General features: G+C 38.1%; 16 protein-coding genes. 11 read left to right on the forward strand and 5 right to left on the reverse strand.

What is annotated here, in order from left to right; all coding sequences use genetic code 11:
• Positions 1 to 23: 23 nt before the first annotated feature.
• The gene (locus tag ACE3RB_RS08900; RefSeq protein ID WP_374463903.1) at positions 24 to 512 is read left to right on the forward strand and encodes a DUF6691 family protein; all 489 of its coding nucleotides are present in this window, start codon (positions 24 to 26) and stop codon (positions 510 to 512) included.
• A gap of 292 nt (positions 513 to 804) precedes the next feature.
• Here the strand turns inward: ACE3RB_RS08900 and ACE3RB_RS08905 are convergent, their stop codons facing one another.
• The 4 genes from ACE3RB_RS08905 to ACE3RB_RS08920 all read right to left on the reverse strand — a co-directional run bounded on the left by ACE3RB_RS08905 (position 805) and on the right by ACE3RB_RS08920 (position 4595).
• Entirely contained in the window at positions 805 to 2205 is a 1401-nt protein-coding gene (locus ACE3RB_RS08905) for a TolC family protein (RefSeq protein ID WP_374463904.1), read from the reverse strand.
• Between the two features lies 1 nt (position 2206).
• A complete protein-coding gene (locus ACE3RB_RS08910) occupies positions 2207 to 3364 on the reverse strand; it encodes an HlyD family secretion protein (protein WP_374463905.1) in 1158 nt (385 codons plus the stop codon).
• Between the two features lie 5 nt (positions 3365 to 3369).
• The gene (locus tag ACE3RB_RS08915; protein WP_374463906.1) at positions 3370 to 3627 is read right to left on the reverse strand and encodes a DUF3302 domain-containing protein; all 258 of its coding nucleotides are present in this window, start codon (positions 3625 to 3627) and stop codon (positions 3370 to 3372) included.
• Between the two features lie 320 nt (positions 3628 to 3947).
• Positions 3948 to 4595 (reverse strand): Crp/Fnr family transcriptional regulator, encoded by a 648-nt coding sequence (locus ACE3RB_RS08920; protein WP_374463907.1) that lies wholly within the window; start codon positions 4593 to 4595, stop codon positions 3948 to 3950.
• 56 nt (positions 4596 to 4651) lie between these two features.
• Between ACE3RB_RS08920 and ACE3RB_RS08925 the strand changes: the two genes are divergently transcribed.
• From ACE3RB_RS08925 to ACE3RB_RS08960, 8 genes are all read left to right on the forward strand, one after another.
• On the forward strand, positions 4652 to 5659 hold the full coding sequence (locus tag ACE3RB_RS08925; RefSeq protein ID WP_374463908.1) for an isoaspartyl peptidase/L-asparaginase family protein: 1008 nt from the start codon (positions 4652 to 4654) through the stop codon (positions 5657 to 5659).
• Positions 5660 to 5744: 85 nt separating this feature from the next.
• Complete coding sequence (locus ACE3RB_RS08930; RefSeq protein ID WP_374463909.1) at positions 5745 to 6299, forward strand: hypothetical protein; 555 nt, start codon at positions 5745 to 5747, stop codon at positions 6297 to 6299.
• A gap of 17 nt (positions 6300 to 6316) precedes the next feature.
• The gene (locus ACE3RB_RS08935) at positions 6317 to 6979 is read left to right on the forward strand and encodes a copper homeostasis protein CutC (RefSeq protein WP_374463910.1); all 663 of its coding nucleotides are present in this window, start codon (positions 6317 to 6319) and stop codon (positions 6977 to 6979) included.
• A gap of 119 nt (positions 6980 to 7098) precedes the next feature.
• Positions 7099 to 9567, forward strand: coding sequence for a glycoside hydrolase family 2 protein (locus ACE3RB_RS08940; protein WP_374463911.1), 2469 nt, complete (start codon positions 7099 to 7101; stop codon positions 9565 to 9567).
• 155 nt (positions 9568 to 9722) lie between these two features.
• Entirely contained in the window at positions 9723 to 10631 is a 909-nt protein-coding gene (locus ACE3RB_RS08945) for an AEC family transporter (protein ID WP_374463912.1), read from the forward strand.
• A gap of 288 nt (positions 10632 to 10919) precedes the next feature.
• Positions 10920 to 13367, forward strand: a complete 2448-nt coding sequence (gene priA / locus ACE3RB_RS08950; protein WP_374463913.1) for a primosomal protein N' — start codon at positions 10920 to 10922, stop codon at positions 13365 to 13367.
• Positions 13368 to 13528: 161 nt separating this feature from the next.
• Positions 13529 to 14998 (forward strand): D-alanyl-D-alanine carboxypeptidase/D-alanyl-D-alanine-endopeptidase, encoded by a 1470-nt coding sequence (gene dacB / locus ACE3RB_RS08955; protein ID WP_374463914.1) that lies wholly within the window; start codon positions 13529 to 13531, stop codon positions 14996 to 14998.
• An 83-nt stretch (positions 14999 to 15081) separates the two neighbouring features.
• On the forward strand, positions 15082 to 17013 hold the full coding sequence (locus tag ACE3RB_RS08960) for a M1 family aminopeptidase (protein WP_374463915.1): 1932 nt from the start codon (positions 15082 to 15084) through the stop codon (positions 17011 to 17013).
• Positions 17014 to 17080: 67 nt separating this feature from the next.
• Here ACE3RB_RS08960 and ACE3RB_RS08965 read toward each other — a convergent pair whose 3' ends face one another.
• Positions 17081 to 17959, reverse strand: a complete 879-nt coding sequence (locus ACE3RB_RS08965; RefSeq protein WP_374463916.1) for a cupin-like domain-containing protein — start codon at positions 17957 to 17959, stop codon at positions 17081 to 17083.
• Between the two features lie 158 nt (positions 17960 to 18117).
• Here ACE3RB_RS08965 and kbl point away from each other — a divergent pair, with 158 nt between their 5' ends.
• Positions 18118 to 19314, forward strand: a complete 1197-nt coding sequence (kbl, locus tag ACE3RB_RS08970; protein ID WP_233332589.1) for a glycine C-acetyltransferase — start codon at positions 18118 to 18120, stop codon at positions 19312 to 19314.
• 171 nt (positions 19315 to 19485) lie between these two features.
• Entirely contained in the window at positions 19486 to 20037 is a 552-nt protein-coding gene (locus ACE3RB_RS08975) for a CopD family protein (protein ID WP_374463917.1), read from the forward strand.
• Positions 20038 to 20068: the final 31 nt, after the last annotated feature.

Raw genomic sequence — 20068 nt, forward strand, 5'->3', positions numbered from 1 at the left:
AATTTAAAAGAACAATTTATATCATGATAAAAGAAAAAGAACAGAACATAGATCAGCAGGATACCGTTTGTGTAAACGAAAGCATTCTTACCCGTCCATGGTATCACAACCTGAAATACCTTACGGCAGGAATTATTTTTGGAATCATTTTCGTGAAAGCAGAAGTGATCAGCTGGTTCAGGATACAGGAAATGTTCCGCCTGCAGTCTTTCCATATGTACGGAATCATCGGAAGTGCCGTATTGGTAGGAATGACTTCAGTATGGCTGATCAAAAAGTTCAATATAAGAACAATATATGGTGAACCCATCAGAATTGCACCTAAGAAATTTAATAAAGGTCAGATTTATGGCGGGCTGATCTTTGGGTTTGGCTGGGCTATTACCGGAGCCTGCCCCGGACCTCTGTTCGCGCAGATCGGAACGGGAGCTTTAGCAGTATCCGTTACTTTACTGAGTGCCATTGCCGGAACATGGGTATATGGATACTTCAGGGATAAATTACCGCATTAATAATTTAATAATAAAGCTGTTAAACTTTATCAACCACAAAAGGTTTCAATTTAAAACACCTGAGTTCTCTTAAGTAAGTTTAGAATGATACTGAAGAAAAGTTCGCAAGACGAAAATCAAAGATTTTCACAAAACTTAGGTGTACTTATTATGCATAAGGCCTGGTTCTGAAAAACTTAAATATTTAAAACTTTGTGCCTTTTGTGGTTAAAATAGTGAATATAAAAGTTTAAACATCCTCAATCATAAAAAAGACTGCTGAAAATAACCGGCAGTCTTTTTAAGTATAAAATTATGAATAAATGAAGTTCTCAGCCCCTAGCGCCATATAAAGGTTAATGCGCTCTATTCTGTACTGAAGTTCCAGATTGATAAGGTTCATTTCATTTTTCAGGAGATCCCTTTGTTTGCGGATCAGTACAAAACTGTTGTTTGTTCCTACTTTTATCTGTTTCTCAGTCAGGCTGATATTGTTTTTCAGTTCATTGACAGCACTGGTAGTGTAAGTGATCTGCTTTTCTACAGAACGGAGATTGGCCAAAGAAGATTCCACTTCATTCAGAGCATTCAGAACTGCTTTTGAATATTCTTCAACAATCTGTTTTTGCTGGGAGGTTTTTATCTCCACATTCTTTTTTAACTTTCCATTGTTGAATAATGGGGAAACTAATCCGCCACCCACTTTCAATAACGGACTTGAAAACAGAGAATTGATAGACTCCACATTACTTCCGGCAGTTCCAAGAGAGGAACTGATGCTCAATGAAGGAAGTCTTGCCGCTTTTGCCTGCTGTACTTCGTAAAAAGCCTTTTCAATCTGAAAATGATTAGCCTGTATATCTGATCTGTTCTCCAGAAGCTGAAGAGGAAAGGATTCAGGAACAGGAGAATTTACTGCATTGAAATAATTCTGTGTTGCCAGTTTTCCTTCAGGATATTTTCCCGTGAGCAGTTCCAATGATCTTCTGGATTGTACATTCGCATTTTTCACTTTTTCAAGATAGCCCTGCAGAGCAATAATTTCTGCAGAGATGTTGGAAATATCCAAAGCATTTGCCGTTCCGACCTTCTTTTGAATAACATATAGTTTTTCCAGATCTTTAGACTTCTGAATATAACGCTCAATCCTGTCTTCCTGAATATTTCCCGCAATATTCAGGAAATACGCTTTAGCAATCATCCCTGCGATAGATTGATGAAGCAAGGTATTCTGATGTTTTGCAGAAAAATAATTGCTGGTAGCTGCCATTTGTGAAGATTTATTTTTACCCCAGAGGTCAATTTCCCAATTGGCTTTCAATGCCAGGCGACGGATCTGGGTATCACTCACCAGATTATTGGAAGTATTGGCCACAGCACTTACACTCGGATAAAGATCACTTCCGGCAATTTCCATGGATAATTCAATCTGGTTCAGTTTTTCCTTTGCAATAATAAGATCTGCATTATAAAGCATTCCTTCATTAATCAGGTTTTCCAGCTGAGGCGTTTTAAGATCATTGATCCAGTCATAAGAAACAGATCTGAAGTTAGCTTGCCTGTCAAAGATCCACTCATCAGGAATTTCTACATGAGAAGCAATTTCACTTGTTTCCTTGAGCTGGGTTATATTTTCCTTAGTTGGTTCTTTATAACCAATACATGAGCTTAAACTTACGGAAAGAATACCTGGTAAAATTAATTTCTTGTACATGTTAATGAAGTTTAGGAATCAGATAGTTGATTTTACTGCTTACACGAACCATTACTTTTCGGATAAGATGAAGCGGTTTGATATGGTCAGAATAAATTACGGCTGTTCCTCTTGCTCCCACGGTAAGCTGTTTCTGATTATCTTCCAGTACAAACTTGGCAATAAGTTTTCCGTCAGTTTCCGGCAACTGTCTTGCTGTATCAGGAAGTCCTGCTGTAGAACCGTTTCCTCCGAGCATTCCTCCGGCGTTATTCATAATTCCCTGGCTGGTAGCATCAATTACATATTCAAGTCGGGCTTTCACTACTTTTCCCGGTTCTGTTTTAAGAGCCAGTTCCACTTCATTACCGTTTTTTACGGTTTCCAGTTCGTTCTGTGCAAAAAATCCAATCACAGACTGCTGTTTCTGGATCAGGACAAAAGCAGATTTAAAAGGTGCCATGATTGCTCCTTCATTAAGCTGAACATTAGGAATTACGCCATCGGTAGGAGCCAGAACAACCGTTTGGGAAAGATTCCATTTGGCCTGATCCAGCTTGGCCTGAATTTCAGAAACTGATGAATTTTCTCCACCATAAGAAGCATTGGACTTAGTTTCTAAAGACTGTTGCTGGGCCTGTGCAGCACTTATTCTGGACTGCAGATCCTGTACATTGGTGAGTGCCTGCTCAAGATCAAACTTATTGGCAGCTCCGGCTTCCACCAGTTCTTTGTACTGAGCCGCTCTTTTATTGGCAAGATCCAGCTGAGACTGTAATCCTGCAATATTTTTTCTTGAAGCTGAAATATCCGTATTATAAGAGCTTACAGTGGCTTTCATATTACTTAGTTTGGCTTCCAGAGATTTAATTTCTTGTACATAAGGTTCTCTGTCCAGTACAAATAAAGTATCTCCTTTTTTCACTTCCTGATTGGTTGTTACATATACTTTTTTCACCTTCCCTAAAACCTGCGTGGTAATATCCACACTTCGGTTTCCTACCTTTACGTCAGAGGTGATAGGACAGTAATAATTTAAACTCAATATTAAAGCAACAGATCCAAAAATTGGTAAAGAATACACTATGACCTGTGTGGTAAATGTCCAGGGGATCAGTTTTAATTTTTTAATAAGCAGCCAGCATATTCCGGCATATATTGCGACTAATAATTCCAGCATATTTGTTAATTTTCGAGGGTTTTAAATTCTTCTTCCGTGATTTCTGTGTCTTTTTCAGGAGCATTCTGGTTACCATAATCATAGTTGGCCCAGATTAAAGCAACCGGCCATAAAAGGCCTCCAAAAACAAGGGAAAGGAGGCACATACTTTTTATGGCGTTCAGCTGAGGATGCTTCTTTTTTTCTGCTACTTTTTCCGGATAAATATGAACTTTCCAGAAAAGATAGATTCTGCGATGGGTAAAACCAATAAGATTAACCACGATGCAGCATTAGCTATATTGTCTTCCATATTGCCTGTTGATGCCTGAACAAAATTGCATGAAAGTAACAGGCAAAGAAGTAAGAATGTTCTTTGCATAAAATAATTGTATAAGGTAATAATGAAATGTAAACAGGTGGTAATCCGGCTGTCAGTATTTATATGCCAGATTACTGTGAATCTTAAGAAAGATTAAAGGTAATTTCAATAATAAGATGTTTTTTCAGATCGTATTTTTCTCATTTGCTTTTAATTGTTTGTGTAACAGTATTTTCAGTAAGCAAAAATAGAATGAATAAAGTGAGAAAAAGTATTCCTAAGTTATTTTTTTCTTTCGTTCCTTTTTTTATGAATACGGGCTGTCATCCTCGAAAGTGAGTTCGGAGTAATGCCCAGAAAATTAGCAATATACTTCCTGTTGGCATTTTGTGAGGTAAAGGGACGTGTCTCCAGAAACTCTTCATACCTGGAATGAGGAGAGGTGGAACAAAACTGTTCCGTACGGACTTTTAATGTGCTGATAATCTGTTTTAAAGACTTTAAATATACATTGTAAATTCCTCTGTACTGAAATGCCATTTCCTCAAATTCATTCTTATTGAACAGGAAAATCTGACTTTCCAGTACAGCCTCTATGGTATATTTTCTTTCGCTACTACTAGAGTAGGAATCCGGGCTTTCCATAATGGCAGCTTCCTTTTCCGAAGGTAAAAAAAGAGTACTTTCAACCCCGCTTTCATCATCAAAGAAAAATCTTAATAATCCGTTGGAAAGGATAAATAAATGATTGAAATGTTTGCCGGGTTCTGCCAGCTTTTCCCTTCTTCTAAGAAGTTTCGGAGTGCTGATATTGACAAGAATGGCAATTTCCTCATCAGAGAGTTCCTGAAAGAAAGTGATATTCCTGAAAATTTTAAACGAGTCCATTACAGCAGTAAAGATAAATAAAATAATACTAGGAGTTGTCATGAGGATTTCATAAAACTTTTTTTTAGATTTGTGGGTATTATACAATTTGAGATACCATGAACAATAACCGAAGAAGTTTTATTAAAAAACTGGGAATTGCAACAGCTGCATTTGCCGTAAATCCACTGGATCTGATGGCTGCTGAACTACCTGAACTACCTGAACAAGCTGTAACAGCTGTCAACAAACCGATTGTTCTTTCTACCTGGAATTTCGGACTGAAAGCCAATGAAGAAGCATGGACAATCCTTGGAAAAGGAGGAAAAGCGCTGGATGCGGTTGAAAAAGGAGTTCGTATTGTAGAATTGGACCCTAAAGAAAGAAGTGTGGGATATGGCGGCCGGCCGGACAGAGATGGAAGAGTAACACTGGATGCCTGTATCATGGACGAAAACTATAATATTGGCTCTGTTGCATGTCTTGAGCATATCAAAAATCCTATTTCAGTGGCCAGAGCGGTAATGGAAAAAACACCCCATGTGATGCTGGTAGGTGATGGTGCATTACAGTTTGCTCTTTCGCAAGGATTTAAAAAAGAAAATCTTCTCACTCCGGAATCTGAAAAAGAGTGGAAAGAATGGCTAAAAACCAGCCAATACAAACCTATCGCCAATATAGAAAACCACGATACTATCGGAATGATCGCTTTGGATGCCCAGGGAAACCTTTCAGGAGCCTGCACAACCAGCGGAATGGCTTTCAAAATGCATGGAAGGGTAGGAGACTCCCCGATTATCGGTGCAGGTTTGTTTGTAGATAATGAAGTAGGAGCCGCTACAGCAACCGGTCATGGGGAAGAAGTGATAAGAACTGTAGGAACGCATCTTGTGGTTGAACTGATGAGACAGGGCAGGAATCCACAGGAAGCTTGTAAGGAAGCCGTAGACAGAATTGTAAAAATCAATCAGCGAAGAAACAAAAATCTGAAAGACATTCAGGTAGGTTTTATCGCGATCAATAAACAAGGTGAATATGGATCTTACTGTATTCAGGATGGATTCAACTTTGCGGTATATGACCAGAAAGGAAACCGCCTTGAAAAACCTGAATTTGCTTTGAAATAATTAAAACTTCAATAGGAATGGGCTTTAGCCCATTTTAAAAATCAATAAAACATCTATTGGCTTTAGCCAAAACTTAAAATAAAATATGAAAAGAACCATTATCGCTTCCTTATTTCTCATTATCGCATGCAAAGAAGAAAAGAAGGATATTAAAACAGAGGCCAAACCGCAGCAGATAGAAGAGAAAGTGGTTCTGAATAATGAAACCAATGAGGCGGAAGATGCTAAGAAATGGCTGGAAAGAAGTATTGCAGATTACTTTAAAGCTAATGTCGGAAGTGAAGAAAAGAATATGCAGAAGATCACAACCAAAGAGTATTTTGAGTATAAAACGGATGCGATGAATGTTGACCTGGATGTAGACGGAGGCCTTACTGAAAAAGAATTTCAGGATAAATGGAAAACCAGATTTGATATAAGTAAAGCAGGTGTTGGAGCGGGCTTCCTGATTGCAGCACAGGACTGGGATAAAATTGAAGTTGGAAGCTGTGATTTAGAACTCTCCTCAAAAGATGAATATCTCTTCAATGTAGTGCTGACAGACAAAAAATTTAAAGCAGAATATCCGTCAGTAATAAAAGTAGTAAAAGAAAACGGTTCCTTTCTGATTGCAGATGTATGGCAGGGAGAACCGAAATAAAATTAAACTATACAGTAATGTCAAAAATAGAAATAGCTTGTTTTAATCCTGAATCAGCAGTCATTGCTTTTGAAAACGGGGCAGACAGAATAGAATTATGTGATGGTCTCAGTGAAGGAGGAACCACTCCCGACTTTGAAACGATGAAGCAGCTTCGTGAAAAAATTAATATCCCGATTTTTGTGATGATCCGTCCGAGAGGAGGAAATTTTACGTATTCAGATTCAGAATTTGAACAGATGAAAAATGATTTGATACACCTGAAATCCTTGCGTGCAGATGGTTTTGTATTTGGTATCCTGGATGAAAATGATGAGGTCAATATGGAACAGAATAAAGTTTTGGTAGAGTTGGCTTCACCGCTTCCATGTACTTTTCACCGTGCTTTTGATCGTGCCGCAGGTTTGGAAGAGTCTTTAGAGAAAGTAATTCAATGTGGTTTTAAAACCATCCTTACTTCCGGTCAGAAACCCAATGTATCTGAAGGAAAAGAGAACCTGAAGAAACTGGTTGAATTATCCAAAGGAAGAATAGAAATACTCGTAGGAGGAGGTCTGCGTTCATCCAATATTGCAGAAATAAGAGCGGTGACCAATGCCGGTTACTTCCATTCTTCAGCCATTACTGATGGCGGGGCATTTGCCAGCCCGGATGAGGTGATTGCATTGAAGAATAAATAATACGCACTCTGGTTGTCATTCCAGGCGTAGCGTGAATCTAGACTGTTAAAATAGAGATTCCTTCGTTCCTCGGAATGACAAAATCACCGGTATGATAACGATTCAAAACAAACTTATTAATGAATAAAACTATCCTTTTTGCTTTCTTTTTCATGCAGAATATTCTTCATGCACAGTTTTCACAAAGAAGCTTGTCTTCAGGGAACTGGCAGTTCAAAAACTCAAAAGAACAAAGCTGGCTTCCTGCGAAAGTTCCGGGAACAGTTTATCTGGATTTGATGAATAACAAGATGATTCCGGATCCGTATAAAGATGAAAATGAAAAGAAAGTACAGTGGATAGAAAATGAAAACTGGGATTATCAGACAGCATTTACAGTTTCTTCCAGAGAGCTGATGAATGGCAATATCGATCTGGTCTTCAACGGGCTGGATACATTTTCTGAAATTTACCTTAACGGTAAGTTGCTGAAGAGAACAGATAATATGTTCAGGAAATGGAATATCCCGGTGAAACAATATCTGAAAGCAGGTAACAATACATTGCAGATCAGGTTTATCTCTGCGGTAAATACCGGAAAAGAACTCGCAAAGCAAGTTCCTTTTACCATGCCGGAATCACCAAGAAGCTTTGTAAGAAAAGCACAATATCAGTTCGGGTGGGACTGGGGTCCAAGGTTGGTTACTGCAGGAATCTGGAAAGACGTTCAACTGGAATTCTGGAATAATGCTAAAATTATTTCGGTTAAGGATATCCAGAGCAGAACTGCTGAAGCCTCTCAAAATTTACACTTTGACGTAGAAATTTATGCGCAGAACGCCGGTGATTATACGCTGGATCTCAATTCTATCCATAAAAAAATTACTTTAAAAAAAGGTATCAACACAATCATGGTTCCTTATGATACTGAAGGGATGAAGCTCTGGCAGCCAAATGGACGTGGTGAAGCTAATCTCTATGATTTCGAAGTGAAGCTTTCTAAAGATCAGAAAAATATAGATGTTAAAAATATCAGGATAGGCTTAAGAACCGTGGAATTGGTTCAGGAAAAAGATGAAAAAGGAAAGTCATTTTACTTTAAAGTGAATGGGCAACCATTGTATATCAAAGGAACCAACTGGATTCCGGGCGATAGTTTTTCACCAAGAATGACCAGAGAAAAATATCAGAAACTGATCAAAGACACCAAAGACGCCAATATGAATATGATCCGTATCTGGGGTGGCGGTATTTATGAAGACGATGAATTTTATAAAGCCTGCGATGAAAACGGTATCCTCGTCTGGCAGGATTTTATGTTTGCAGGAAGTTTTTATCCGGCAGATGAAGCATTTTTAAGCAACGTAAAAGAAGAAGTTAAAGATCAGGTCACCAGACTTCAGAATCATCCATCCATTGCTTTGTGGTGCGGGAATAATGAAATTGATGAAGCTATTGTCAACTGGGGATACCAGAAGCAGTTCAAATATTCAAAAAATGACTCTCTTCAGGTTTGGAAAGACTATAAAAAATTGTTTCACGATGTCATTCCCAAGGCATTGGCAGAAAACCTGAAGTCAGATAAAAATATCTACTGGCCGAGCTCTCCGTCTATCGGCTGGGGGCATAAAGAAAGTCTCACAGAAAGAGATTCCCATTACTGGGGCGCATGGTGGGGGGAGCAGCCGTTTGAGATTTACAACGAAAAGGTTGGTCGCTTCATGTCTGAATACGGTTTTCAGGGAATGCCTACTCTTGAAACGACAAAATCAATGTTTTCCGGAATTCCTGATTTAAACCTTCAGAATCCAGCCATCAAAGCGCATGAAAAACATGCCAGAGGCTGGGATATCATTAATGAATATATGAAGCGTGATTATAAGGTTCCGACTGATTTTGTTCAGTATAATTATGTTTCACAGCTATTGCAGGCAAGAGGAATGCAGATTGCCATTGAAGCTCACCGCCGTGCAAAACCCTATAATATGGGAACATTGTATTGGCAGCTCAACGATTGCTGGCCGGTAGTCTCATGGTCTTCCATTGATTATTTAGGAAACTGGAAAGCTTTCCATTATCAGGCGAAAAGAAGCTTTGAACCTGTTTTGATCTCAATAGCGGAAACAGATAAAAGTTATGATGTTTATCTGATCAGTGATTTGCTCAAAGAATTAAAAGCAGATATCATGCTTGAACTCATAGATTTCAAAGGGAAAACACTTTGGAAAGCTAACCAGTCAGATGCCATCAGTGCTGATATTAGCAAGAAAATCCGAAGCATCAGCAAATCAGAGCTGGCTCAGTTTGATTTGTCCCGAGCTGTTTTAAAGATCAGCTCTGAAAAAGATACAAAATTTGAAAAGCTGTTCTTTTTTAATAAGCCAAAAGATCTGAAACTTTTACAACCTGAGATTAAGATCAGAAAAATATCACCCACTGAAATTGAAATCTCTACAGATGTTTTAGCCAAAGATGTTTACCTGATCGGAGATACTCATTTCAGTGATAATTTTTTTGATCTGATGCCTGGAACTTCCAAAAGAATAATCCTTTCAAAACCTTTGGAAAAAGTTGAGGTGATGAGCCTGTGGGATGTGATGAAAGGTTAAAATACAGTAAAAGGTCTCCAAACCTTAGAGGTTTTTTAAAGCCTATAAGGTTTAAAAATGAAAGAAAGTCATTAGAATTTAACTCAAAAAAATATAAATTTTACCTTTCCAACTGAAAAATCAGCCGTAAATTTGTTCCATATTTTATTACAGTTATGGTAAATTTTGTTCTGATTGCGGTATGCATTATTGCAGGAATGATATTCAAAGCAACAAAATCTATCCACCCCGATGCTCATAAGGGTATCAATACCTGGATTCTTTATCTTGCTCTTCCGGCAGTTTCATTTAAATATCTGCCCAAAGTAAAATGGACAACAGAAATGCTGTTCCCGATTGCAGCCACATTTTTAATTGCTGTGTTCTGCTTTTTCTTTATGATGTTTTACAGCAGGAGCAGAGGCTATTCAAGGCGTTCCAGGAGTACTTTAGAGCTGGCAAGCGGTTATAGCAATACTTCATTCATAGGATTTCCGCTGATCAGTGCTTTTTATGGAGAAGGACTTCTGAGTATCGCAATTATCTGTGACCAGACCATGTTCTTTGCCCTTTCTACGCTGGGAATTATTGCGGCAGTAAAAGGAGGAAGTAAATCCGGTAAAGTAAGTGCCCTGTTTATTTTAAAAAGACTGATCACATTTCCACCTTTAATAGGTTGTATTTCTGCCTTGGTTTTGTCGCAGTTTATTGACTTTACTGTTGCAGAGCCATTCTTTGATAAGCTGGCAGCAACGGTAAGTCCTTTAGCATTGTTTTCAGTCGGGTTGCAGCTGAAATTTAACGGTTGGAAAAAACTGATTCCGCAGATGTCCATGTCTATGCTTTACAAGCTTATTCTGGCACCCGCAATTGTCTTGGGAATGGCTTTATTATTGGGAATAAAAGGAAATGTAGCAAAAATTACGGTATTTGAAGCAGCAATGCCAACACTGGTAACCTCAAGTATCATTGCAGAGCAGTTCAGGCTGAATACAAAACTGACCAATCTGATCATCGGGTTCAGTATTATTGTAGGCTTTTTTACCTCTGCATTTTGGTATCAGATCACGGAACTGCTTTTTTAGTCATTCATGAATCCCTTCTTCGATCCTTTCTGGATTTGTGTTGTCCTTTTATCCACACGCTTAGTCATTCCGTAGGAATCCTGCCTGTCATAGCATGTTTTTGATTAATGTAATTCTAGACATTAAAAAAATATCTGAATGGTTTAGATTCCTGCGGAATGGACAAAAATAAGGAGAAAACAAAGAATAGAATGCAGTTTCAGGTTCTTGGTTAAAGATGATGAAAGAATTTCCACAAAGTTGCAGTTCTCTGAAGAAAAATCTAATTTTACATTTTAAATATTTCCCTTGCAGTACGCTCAGATAGTTTTACCATTGAATTTAAAAGGATCTTTTACCTATAAAGTTCCTGAAGAAATGATGCCTGAAATCCAGCCCGGAATGCGTGTCTTGGTGCCGTTTGGAGGGAAGAAAATCTATACGGGAATTGTATTTGAACTTCATGATAATACACCGGAAAATTTTGTTGTGAAGGAAATCATCAGCATGCTGGATGATAAACCTATTCTTCCTCAGGAGCAGATTGATTTCTGGAACTGGCTTTCAGAATACTACCTGTGCAATCTTGGAGAAATTTACAGGTTTTCATTTCCTTCTTCTTTAAAACTCGAAAGTGAAACCTATTTAAAATTAAAACCAGGTGCAATTGTTGATTTTGAAAATCTTGATGTCAACGAAATGTACCTGATTCAGGCACTCGAGGTGCGTCAGCTGATCAACCTGACGGATATTGAAGCTTTTATCCCGAAAAAAGATATCATCAGAACCATCAATTCGCTTATCGATCTTCAGTATATTGAAATTGATGAGAAGATTGCTGAAAAATATAAAGCTAAAGAAGTAGCGTATGTAAGGATTAATGATGAGATGCTGGCCAATCAGAACCTCACGGAAATTCTTTTAAAGCTGAACAGGGCTCAGAAGCAGAAAGATCTTTTCCTTCTTATTCTGGAAAAACAGACCGAAAATCCGGATACGCCTATAAAAAAATCTGAACTGTTTGAAGATGGCTATTTCGGTAGCTCGCACTTCAAGCCTCTGGCAGATAAAGGTCTTGTAGAGGAATATTATATGCAGAAAGACAGGATCGAAAGCTATGAAGGAGAAATTGAAGAGCTTGAGGAACTTTCAGAACAGCAGAAAACAGCCAAATCCGAGATCGATGAAGCTTTTGAGGAAGGAAAGAATGTGCTGCTTCACGGTGTTACTTCATCAGGCAAAACCCATATTTATTTAGAGAAAATTGATGAATGTATAAAAGAAGGAAAAAATGTTCTGTTTTTACTTTCGGAAATTTCCCTGACCAAACAGATTACCCAGCGGTTAGAAAAGAAATATGGCAGGCAATTAGGTTTTTATCATCAGAAACTTACTGATTTTGAAAGGGTGGAAGTATGGAGAAGAATCAGACAGAACGATATCCGTATTCTGATCGGAACCCGTAATGCTCTGTTTTTACCTTACCAGAACCTGGGACTTATTGTGGTAGATGAAGAACATGATGCTGCTTACAGGCCAAGGGAAGTATCTCCTTATTTTAATGCTAAGGATGCGTCGTTGGTTTTGGGCAGGCTTTATCAGGCGGGAGTCATCCTGGGATCTGCCACACCTTCCGTTGAAAGCTACTACAGCGCCAGAAAAGATAAAATGAAATACGTTTTTCTGAATGAAAGATTCGGGAACGTTAATTTACCTGAATATGAGCTGATCAATTTTAAAGAAGCTCAGGAATCTAAAAAAGTTTCAGGTAATTTCTCTCTGAAGCTTATTGAGGATATCAAGAAAACAGTGGATGAAAAAAATCAGGCCATTGTCCTTCACAACCGTCGCGGCTATTCCAATGTGATTGAATGTGAGAGCTGCGGCTATGTGAATTACTGTTCCAATTGCGATGTGGTAATGACGTATCATAAAGCAGCCAATGAGATGAAGTGTCATTACTGCGGCCAAAGAGCATCAAAACCTAAAACCTGTCCAAAATGTAATTCCGAAAAGCTGAATGAAAGAGGAGTAGGTGTAGAGCAGATTCACGAAGAAGTTTCCAAACTGTTTCCTGAAAATGAAGTTGACAGAATGGATGTGGATTCTATGCGTAAAAAATTTGCTTACGAAAAACTGTATGAGAAGATTGAAGACGGAGAAACAGATATCATTGTAGGAACACAGATGATTTCCAAAGGACTGGATTTTGACCATATAGAACTGGTTGCAATTCCTAAAGCGGATTCCTTATTATATGTACAGGATTTCAGGGCTGAAGAAAGAGCATATCAGCTGATCACGCAGGTTTCAGGAAGGGCCGGAAGGGTTTCCGGAAAAGGAAAAATTCTTATTCAGACTTTTAATCCTGATCATTCCGTATTTCAGCTGATTAAGATGAACAATCCGGCTAAAATCTATAAATATATCCTTACCGAGCGACAAAAATTTCATTATCCGCCTTTTACCAAGCTGATTATGATTGAGCTGAAACACAGGAGAGAGGATAAAGCGGACCGTGCTTCTCAATTTCTGGGTTCTATTCTCAGAAAATACCTTCCGGAAGATTGTGTTTTAGGCCCTGAAAGAGCTCAGATTGCAAAGCTGAACAATTTGTACCAGTTCCAGATTATGCTTAAGCTTCCCCGTGGGAAGAACTATGAAAAATTCAAGAACATGGTTTTAATAAGTTTGAAAGAATTTGATGAAATCACTGCATATCAAAGCATTAAAAAAGATGTTTTTGTGGATTTTTAACAATTTTTAACAAACTTTACACTCTTTTATAACAGGGCTGTGGTCTGTTGTATGACAATAATTTCTACTTTTGGACGTTGATTAAGTGTTTGGTTCTTTTATTGAATGATTTAACCTGTCATTTTTTATAGAGTCAAAGCTATAGAACAAAAAGAAGATAGATGGTAAATTTCAGAAAATATATTTCAAGTGCAGCGGTGTTGGCTTCTGGTTTTTTCCTGGCTCAATCTACCGTTTCTACCGTTCTTTATTCTCAGAATTATGACAATCAGAAAAGCAGCTTAAACCTACCTTCACCCGTTAGCACGGTGGTGGAGAAAACTGTTTTGTCAGCAAAAGAACTGGTAGACATTAATGTGAACACAATGATGGCGGATCCTGTGCTGAAAAATGCAACCTGGGGATTCGTAGTGTATGACCCGAAAACGAAGAAAGTAATCTCTTCGTACAATGAAAATACTCCTTTAGTACCTGCTTCTACCACAAAACTATTGACAACGGAAACTGCTCTGAATATGCTGGGCGAAAACTACCGTTGGATGACTCAGCTGGAATATTCAGGAACCATAGATGAAAATGGAGTTTTAAACGGAAATCTTTATGTCATAGGAAGCGGTGACCCTTCTTTGGGAACAAACAAAGCAGGAGCAGCATCTTATAGAGATATCATTTCAGATTTCATAAGCGGCGTTTCAAGAGAGGGAATCAAAAAGGTAAATGGTGATATTATCATTCAGACAGCGCTTTTCAAAGGCAATATTTCAATGCTTCCGGAAAATGTTGTATGGTTGGAAAACAATAATTACTATCTGCCTGTGGGAAGTACCCGCGATATCAATCCTGCTAACGAAAAACTGATTGTGAAAAAAACAGGTTTCTCTACGGATAAGAAATTCTTTTATGTTTCTCCTTACGCCCATCAGATGGTATATGCTGAAAAATATGAAGGAAACGGTGCTTTAACAACCAAACTTCCTGATGCGCCGGCTTATCTTGCCAACTCTTTCAGAACAACACTGGTAAAAAGCGGCATTCCTGTTACCGGAAAAGTAACTCCGAAAATGACAGATGCAGCACCGGAAAACAGAAAAATGCTTTCTGCCTATAAATCCCCAACGTTAAGCGATATTATTTATTATACCAATCAGCACAGTGACAACTCATTAGCAGAAGCCCTGCTGAGAACGGTGGGATATCAGAAAATGGGAGATCAGACTTCAGAATCAGGAAGAATTGTAGTGACCAATCACCTGAGAGAAGCCGGTTTTGATATGAACGGTTTAAATTATATCGATGGAAGCGGCCTTTCAAGAAGCAATAATGTTACTCCTATTTCCCAGGTGAAATTCCTTACCTCTCTGATGGATCAGAAATACTACAGATCTTATCTGACTTCTTTACCTGTAGGGGGACAATCCGGAACTTTAAAAAGAATGTTCAATGGAGGAGGGAACGGACAGGTTTTTGCCAAAACAGGAACTCTGAATAAAGTAAAAACGCTGGCAGGATATCTGAAAACAAATTCAGGAAAAACACTGGTTTTCTCTTTAATGGTGAATAACTATTCCGGATCGGTAGATATGGTAAAGAAAAGAATGGAGAAGATTCTTGAACCTGCATTAGATCTTTAGGAATTTTTTATTTTATATATTATAACAGCCTTTTAATCATTGATTAAAAGGTTTTTTTTATATTTGATTAAATTTTTCAAAACATGACAAAATTGTACCTTTTGGTGTTGGGATTTTTATTTTCTCAGCAGTTTTATGGCCAGAATCAAAGGCAAAACACTGATATGAAAGGATTAATCGAAAAAGAGAAAAAATCCTTCACTCAAAAGATGAATATCGGGAATATCAATCCCAATACCCTGAATTACGACTTACAATACCAGAGAATGGATGTCAGCCTGGATCCTGCGGTGTATAATATTTCCGGTTCGGTCACTTCACATTTCAAACCTACACAAAGTATGGGAAGCATTTATTTTGATCTTTCCAATTCATTAACGGTTTCACAGGTGAAATATCACGGGATCAATATTACAAGCTTTCAGCAGCTTCCTTCAAAAGAATTGAAAATTGATTTTCCGGCCTCTATCCCTGCCAATACACTGGACTCTCTTACCATTTATTATGCAGGAGCACCATCTACAAGTAATGATGCTTTCAAAACGGCTCTTCAGAGTGGAACTCCGGTGCTTTCTACTTTAAATGAGCCTTATGGTGCACAGGATTGGTTTCCTACCAAGCAGAGTTTAAATGATAAAATTGAAAGGTTTGATTTTAAAATTACAACTCCATCGAACTACAGTGTAGCAGCGAATGGAAAACTGATGTCTGAAACTTTTCCCACAGGAAATACGAAACTTACTTTCTGGAGAACGATGTATCCTACGCCAGCGTATCTGATCGCTCTTTCGATCACTAATTTTGTAAAGCTTACTGATACCATCGGAAATCCTCCTTTTCCTTTTGTGAATTATATTTATCCGTCCACCAACTCAAATGCAACCAGTATAGCTAATATTAACTGGACAAAACAGGTGATGGATACCTTTGAAACCTATTTTGGTTCTTATCCTTTCCGGAATGAAAAATACGGACACATGGAATTTATGTATGGAGGAGGAATGGAACATCAGACCATGTCTTCTATGGGCGGATGGAGCAAACAGCTTATTGCGCATGAGCTTACTCACCAGTGGTTTGGTGATAAGGTAACCTGCGGTGCCTGGAATGATATCTGGCTGAATGAAGGTTTTGCCACATTCGGAGAACATGTTGCCAATGAAAAACTCCTGATGAACAATACAGATTTTCTGAATTATTTACAAGGTCAGTCCAATTATATTACAGCAAGCACAACCGGAAGCGTATATGTACCGGATAGCGGACTTTCCAGCATCAACAGAATATTTGACAGCAGGCTTTCTTATGCCAAAGGAGGATATGTGCTGAGAATGCTGAAATGGATTTTAGGAGATACTGTGTTTTACCAGGCACTGAAGGATTATCATGCGAGACCGAATCTTGCATACAGCTATGCACGTACAGCTGATTTCAATGCCTCCTTACTGCAGTCAACAGGGACAGATTTTACAGAGTTTTTTAATGATTGGGTGTATGGAGAAGGATATCCTACCTATACCATAAAATGGATACAGAGCGGCAATCAGGCTTTATTTAAAGTTTCACAGACACAGAGCAGCTCTACGGTAAGCTTTTTCGAAATGCCTTTGCCGATTAAAGTGACAGGAACATCCGGGCAGACAGCTTATCTGGTTCTTAACAATACCTCCAATAATCAATATTTCCTTCAATCGGTAACCTTCCCGATAGCGAGTGTACAGTTTAATTACGAGTATCAGATAATTGAGAAAAACTCTACGGTTACCCAGGATAATACTTTAAGCGTTTCTTCTGTTGAGAAAGAATACTTTGGCTTATATCCGAATCCTGCGAAAAATGAAATTAATCTGAAAGGCATCAACAGAACTGTGGACTTTACGATTCACGCAATTGACGGAAAACTGGTTGGAAAAGGAACGTATCAGCCGGGTAAAGCGATCGGAATTTCGGAATTGATTCCGGGAGCCTATTTTATTACGATTGATGAAAAGAATATCAAATTTATTAAGCACTAAAATGAAGGTTGAGGAGTATGAAGGATTACTTTCTGAAAACTTTTAAAATATAACACAGAAGAAGCTTTCAAATTTGAAAGCTTCTTTGTTTTCTTGCCGCTCTGGCTCCTCTTTGCCTCGCCAGTCTGACTTTGTAGGAGAACCATTTTTCTTTGAATATTTTACGCATAAGGTTATCAAAATGTCTGGTGATCACAAGGTTTTTAAAACCGCGCCATTTTTCAAGAGGACTCGAAGGCAGTGCTCTTACCGATATAGAATATCCTTCCGTATCATACTGAATATAATGCCACCATCCGGAAGGAATATACAGCGTGTCTCCAGGATGAATGACTGCTTCGTACCCATTTAAATAGAGTAGGGCAGGGTATTTTCTGTAATCCGGGTTTTTAATCTGAACCAGACTGTGAAAATTGTATGGCAGCTTATACATAAAATCAGATTGCTCCCAGGGGAAGAGCCAGATTCTTTTGATTCCCCGGAATTGGGTGATAAAAACATGGGACATATCAATGTCAATATGGTTTCTGGTTACGGAACCCTCACCGCCGAAAAACATAAATGGCAGCCATTTCAGTATTTTGCCGTTCGTTACATCATTGTAGATAATATCATTTTTAAGTTCGGGCTTTATTTTCAGTAAATTAAATAAGAAGAGCCTGTGTTCAGTAGGAGTTGATTGAATTAGATTCAGATATTCTGAGAATGTAGTCTGGGCAATAGGATCACTTGCGACTCTGTCCAGGGAATCAAGCTCACTGCCGTATATATTGACCATCTGATCTCCGGCAATCTCTTTGAAATATTCATAATTCCACTTTTTGAAAGCCGGGCTTTCAGGGTGTATGAAATCTTCAGTAATAATTGGAATTCTCGGCTTCATATGGTTATTAATAAAGCTATCTGAGCTGATTGTCTTTATTTTTTGTACCGGCTTTAATCTCATATATTCAAAATTTAAGCAAATATAAATATTATCCTACTAAATTAGTAGACTAATAGTGTTAAAACTTAAACCTGAACTGATTTTTTAGAATTAAGCTTATAAAAGGTTTTATTTTACTGCCTTTTTAGTAAATTAGCACATCTAAAAAATTACTAAAAATGATCTCTGAAAAATACCTTCAACATTTACAGAATGAACTTCAGAATATTGAGAATGACGGACTTTACAAAAGAGAAAGAATCATCACTTCTCAACAGAGTGCAGAAATAGAGGCTAACGGAAAAAAGCTTTTAAACTTCTGTGCTAACAATTATCTGGGTTTATCCAATCATCCGGAAGTGATGAAAGCTTCTCAGGATATGATTCAGTCTCATGGATACGGAATGTCTTCTGTACGTTTCATCTGCGGAACACAGGATATTCACAAGGAGCTTGAGAAAAAAATCGCAGATTTCCTTGGTCTTGAAGATACTATTCTTTATGCAGCTGCATTTGATGCCAACGGAGGTGTTTTTGAACCTTTATTTACAGAAGAAGATGCTATTATTTCAGATGAACTGAACCATGCATCAATCATTGATGGTGTCCGTCTTTGTAAAGCGGCAAGATACAGATACAAAAACAATAATATGGAGGATCTGGAAGCTCAGCTGATTGCTGCTTCTGAAAAGAACCACCGTTTTAAAATCATCGTAACAGACGGAGTATTCTCAATGGATGGTATTGTTGCAGACTTAAAAGGAGTTTGTGATCTTGCAGACAAATATGATGCTTTGGTGATGGTGGATGATTCTCACGCAACCGGTTTCATCGGAAAGACTGGCCGCGGTACCCACGAAGCAAATGAGGTAATGGGTAGAGTAGATATCATTACTTCTACATTAGGAAAAGCATTAGGAGGTGCTTTAGGTGGATTTACTTCCGGTAAAAAAGAAATCATTGATATGCTGAGACAGCGCTCAAGACCTTATTTATTCTCAAACTCTTTGGCTCCTGGAATCGTAGGAGCTGCATTGAGAGTATTGGATATGATTTCTGATGACACTTCTCTTCGTGATAAAGTAATGGAAAATGCAGAATACTTCAGAACGGAAATGAAAGCAAAAGGCTTTGATATCCCTGAAGGCGATGCTGCTATTGTTCCGGTAATGCTTTACGATGCACCACTTTCTCAGAAAATGGCCGAAAAGCTTATGGATGAAGGAATTTACGTGATCGGATTCTTCTATCCTGTAGTACCGAAAGGAAAAGCAAGAATCAGAGTACAGCTATCCGCTGCTCATACCAAAGAACATTTGGATAAAGCGATTGCAGCATTTGAAAAAGTAGGAAAAGAATTAGGAGTGATCTCTTAATCGCTGAATTGGATGCAATAATGAAAATATAAGGTTCGGCTCGGGCAGCAAAGCTGCCCCGAGCCGAACTATTTTTTATATAAATCCGTTTTGATTGGATTTTCCTGATCAAAAGAAATTTATTTTTAACAATTATATAATAAGCTTATCTTTGCTGTTAATTTTTTCTGAATGCTTTATACAATAATCAAAGCGCTGCACATTATTTTTATGGTAAGCTATTTTGCGGGAGTTTTTTATCTCGTGAGGATTTTCGTTTATTATAAAGATACCGATGAATTTCCTGAAGAAAAAAAGAAAATTCTGAGAGAGCAGTATACTTTTATGGCCAGGAGGCTGTGGAATATTATCACCGTTCCTGCAGGAGTAATTATGGCAGTTTGCGGGCTGGTGATGATCTTTTTAAATCCGGGACTGATGAAAATGGGGTGGTTCCATTTGAAACTGACCTTCCTTATCGGACTTGCCATCTACCATTACTGGTGCTGGAAAAAAGTTCTTCATTTAAAGGAACTGCATGGAGATACACTACCCATTGCCAATATCAAACTGAGACAGGCCAATGAGATTGCAACCTTCATTCTGTTTCTGGTGGTGTTTACGGTTATTCTAAAATCAATGGTGATTGAATACTGGTGGCAATTAATTACAGGATTTTTCGTTCTTGTACTGCTGATCATGATGACGGTAAAACTGGTTAACAAAAACAAAAAAAACAAATAATTGTGGAGCAGGACGTATGTCTGAAAACATT

This window comes from Chryseobacterium sp. (genome assembly GCF_041914225.1).
Classification (GTDB): domain Bacteria; phylum Bacteroidota; class Bacteroidia; order Flavobacteriales; family Weeksellaceae; genus Chryseobacterium.